Raw genomic sequence first — 4206 nt, 5'->3', positions numbered from 1 at the left:
CCGCGACCGTGTGCGCGGCCACCCGGCGCCTCCCCAGCAGCCCCGCGTCCTGCTGTTCCAGGGCGGACAGCGGTGTCGCGGCGACCTCGGCCAGGACCGCGACGGCGTGGTCCACTCCCGCGATGTTGCGCAGCAGCCGTTCGTCCGCATCGCCGGCCGTCTCCCGGGCCGCGCTCGTCGTCCCGAACACGGCCGTCTGCCAGCCGGCCGCGCGCAAGGCAGGGCCCATCCGGTCGCGCGCGAGCTCGATCGAGAGGGCGCGCAGGGCCGGGGTCACGTTGAGATTGCGCGGCCACAGGTACAGGAACGGCGCGTCACCGTTTCCCACGGGCGTGGCGAACTCGTGCATGTCGTGCACGACTTGGGGGCGCAGCTCGCGCAGTACCCGGCTGATCGCGCGGGCCTCGGGCGTACTCACCGCCACGTGGTCGCGGTTGAGGTCGACGCCGTCGGCGGTGGTCCGGGTACCGGCCGCGAGGCCGTCCGGATTCGGCGTCGGCAGTACGAGCACCGTGACCCGCTCCAGGAGTCGGCGGCCGGCCGCGGAGCGGTCGCCGGCCAGGTCCCGGACGAGCTTGAGGCCCGCCTCGCGGCCGGCCGGTTCGTCGCCGTGCTGACCACACACGAACAGCACACGAATCGGATCGGGCACCGTACTCGGCCCGGTAAGCGTGATCAGCTCCAGCGGACGACCACGCGCGCTCGTCCCGATCCGGGTGACAGTGATCCACCCGGCCGATCGACTCCTCTCGGAGCGACCCCTCTCCGACCGGCCCCTGTCGGACCAACTCGTCTCCGACCAACTCGTCTCCGACCGACTCGTCTCCGATTCCTCGACCAGAGCCCGCAGGAAGTCGCGTTCCTCGTCCGGCGACGTCCACGACGTCCCGCCGCGACGCTCGAACCCCGTCAGTAACCGTCCTCCGCGCGCCGGCCCCGCCGGCACGAGGGACAACGCGACCCCGGCCACCAGCGCGACGGGCAGCAGTGCGCGCGCTATCCAAGCCCTCATGCGCGAAACACCGTCCCTTTCAGCAAAACCGTCTCGTCCGGCGAAACCGCGCCGGTCGGCATGGGCCGAGCCACCCCAGTCGGCGTGCGCCGAGCCACCTCGATCGACGTGGCCGCACCCTGACCACCGGTCGGCGCGAGCGAACCCACCGCACTCCACCGCCCAACCGAACCCGCCCCGATCCACCGCCCGCGCGGACCAGCCCCAATCCATCGCCCAACCGAACCCGCACCGATCCATCGCCCAACCGAACCCGCCCCGGTCGCCGAATCGCTTTCGTGCAGCGAGAACCCCTCGCCCGCCGAAACGGTTCCCTCCCGCACGACCACCCTGCTCAGCAAACCTGACATGCCATCACCCGATGCCCCATCGATCGAGTTTGCCGGGCCGAAGGGAGTTGATGGGAGAGCGCGACTGGCCTAGGCTCGCTCATTCCGCTGTCCCACTTCGTGGGTCGCGTGGGCCGCTGCCCCGGCGCGGATCCCAACGGATCCCCCGCCACCCGTCAGGACCGGGCATGGCGGCCCCTCCCTCCTCAGGGGCGCACCAGGACGTGCTTCGCACACGGCCGGGCTCCATGTCGTCGCCTCGATCCGGAGATGAAAAGCCATGCCCGCCCGTGCCGCCACATCGGACTCGGCCCTGCCCACCATCGACCCGCTCGCCGCCGAACGCGCGCACCTGGACTCCTCCCGCGCCGCACTGCGCCGTATGCGCGAGGAGACCGAGGCGCTGGACCTGCGCGACGTCGGCGCGACCGCCGTCGCCAACGAGACCGCGCAACACCTGATCGCCAAACGCATTGCGGCGCTTGCCGACCATGCCGGCTCACCGCTGTTCTTCGGCCGCGTCGACGGTCGCTTCGCGGACGGCGTCGAGGGGGTCGAGCCGGTCGAGGTGACCGGCGACCCGAACAAGACAGTCGAGGCGTTCTGGATCGGCCGCCGACACGTCCACGACGAGTTGGGCGACCCGATGGTCGTGGACTGGCGGGCGCCGCTGTCCCGCGCGTTCTACCGGGCCAACCGCGCCGAGCCGCTCGGCGTCGAACTGCGCCGCAGGTTCGGCTGGACCGGCGGCGAGTTGACCGCGTTCGAGGACGAGCACCTGACCGACCCGGAGGAGGCCGACACCGCGAGCGGCATCCTCGCGGCCGAGATCGAGCGCCCGCGCGTCGGACCGATGCGCGACATCGTCGCGACGATCCAGCCCGAGCAGGACGAGATCGTCCGCTCCGACCTCGTCCACACCCTGTGCGTCCAAGGCGCACCCGGCACCGGCAAGACCGCCGTCGGCCTGCACCGCGTCGCGTGGCTGCTCTACGCGTACCGTGACCGCCTCGCCCGCACCGGCACCCTCGTGGTCGGCCCGAACCGGTCCTTCCTCGCCTACATTCAGCAGGTGCTGCCCGCCCTCGGCGAGGTCGAGGTCGGTCAGACCACCGTGGAGGAGCTGGTCACCCGGACCTCCAAGGTACGAATCCGCGCCCTCGACGAAGCGGTGTCCGGCACGGTCAAGGGTGACGCGCGGATGGCGCGGGTACTGCGGCGCGCGGTGTGGGCGGGGCTGCGCGAACCCCAGGAGTCGCTCGTCGTGGTCCGTGACTCGCGTACGTGGCGCCTGGCGGTGTACGAGATCGAGGAGTTGCTGACCGCGCTGCGCACCCGCGACGTGCGGTACGGCGCGGCGCGCGACATGCTCCGCCAGCGGCTCGCGCACGCGCTGCTGACCAAGATGGAGGAGCGCGGCGAGTCCCCCGACGATCGGGTGCAGGACGCGGTCGCGCGCAGCCGTCCGGTCAAGGCCGCGGTCGACGCGATGTGGCCCGCCGTGGATCCGCTCAAGCTCGTGTTCCGGCTGCTCGGTGACGCGGACTTCCTCGCGGCGTGCGCCGACGGCATCCTCACCGCCGAGGAACAGGCCGCGATCGTCTGGTCGAAGCCGCCACGCGGCGCGGCCTCGGCGCGCTGGACGCTCGCCGATGCGGTACTCGTCGACGAGACCGCCGACCTGTTGTACCGCACGAGCGGCTACGGCCACGTCGTGATCGACGAAGCGCAGGACCTGTCCCCGATGCAGTGCCGCGCGGTCGGTCGACGCTGCTCGACGGGTTCGGCCACCGTGCTCGGCGACATCGCGCAGGGCACCACGCCGTGGGCCACCCCGGGGTGGGACGAAACCCTGCACCACCTCGGGCACGAGGGGGCCAGGGTCGAGGAACTGACCCGCGGCTTCCGCGTACCGCTCCAGATCCTGGAATTCGCGAGCCGCCTGCTCCCCCTGATCGCCCCCGGCCTCGCCCCCGCGTCGTCGGTACGCCAGGCGGCGAGTTCCCTGGACCTGCGCGCGGTCGAGGCCGACGAACTGGCCGAGCGCTCGGTCGCGGCAGCGGTCGAACTCCTCGCCCACGAGGGCTCGATCGGCCTGATCTGCGCGGACGAACGCGTGCCCACAATCGCCGAGGCACTACGCGCGGCCGACATCCCGGCCCGGGTACTCGGCGAGGACGACGGCCCGGAGGACGCCCGGATCAGCGTCGTACCCGCATCACTCGCCAAGGGCCTGGAGTTCGACTACGTCGCAGTCGCGGAACCCGCCGAGATCGTCGAAGCCGAGGCCCAAGGACTGCGCCGCCTGTACGTCGTCCTCACCCGCGCCGTCTCCGGCCTGACCGTGGTACACGCACGCCCCCTCCCGCCGGCCCTCACGCCACCAACCCCCGCCTGACCACCTCGGCCCCGCACACCTGGGGCCATCCCCGGCGCGTCAGCGCCCACCCCCACGGCCCACCCGTGTGATCGACGAGCGCAGCGAGGAGAGCGGCCCCCGGCCGCAGCGCGAAGCGCTCCAGACCTTCGGTGCCGGAACGAAGTGGAGGCACCGAAGGTCACGAGCGGAGTGACACTTTCTGCGGAGGAGCGAAGCGGGGGAGCAGAAAGTGTTGCTTCGCGAGCCGGCGGCGAAGCCGCCCGACAAGAAGCAACGCCGCCCCCACGACGGGGGCTTACCGGTACGGTCCGCGCCGCGCCCCGGGCTGCCCCACCGCCCGCGCCCACAACGGGGGCTTACCGGTACGGTCCGCGCCGCGGCCCGGGCTGCCCCACCGCCCGCGCCCACAACGGGGGCTTACCCGTACGCCCCGCGTCGCGACTCACGCCTGCCCTACCGCCCGCCCCCACGACCCACGCCCACCC

At 72.5% G+C, this 4206-nt stretch carries 2 protein-coding genes; one reads left to right on the top strand and one right to left on the bottom strand.

Features of this window, described 5'->3' with window-relative positions; all coding sequences use genetic code 11:
* Positions 1-1012, bottom strand: a 1012-nt coding sequence (locus GT354_RS35705) for a M14 family zinc carboxypeptidase (RefSeq protein ID WP_161360540.1), incomplete at its 3' end; no start/stop codon positions are given.
* A gap of 609 nt (positions 1013-1621) precedes the next feature.
* Here GT354_RS35705 and GT354_RS35700 point away from each other — a divergent pair.
* The gene (locus GT354_RS35700; protein ID WP_161360539.1) at positions 1622-3739 is read left to right on the top strand and encodes an AAA family ATPase; all 2118 of its coding nucleotides are present in this window, start codon (positions 1622-1624) and stop codon (positions 3737-3739) included.
* Positions 3740-4206: the final 467 nt, after the last annotated feature.

The organism is Streptomyces sp. SID3343 (assembly GCF_009865215.1).
Lineage (GTDB): Bacteria > Actinomycetota > Actinomycetes > Streptomycetales > Streptomycetaceae > Embleya.
Note: the sequence above shows the minus strand (reverse complement) of the source record. Positions and strands in the feature narration are given on the sequence as shown.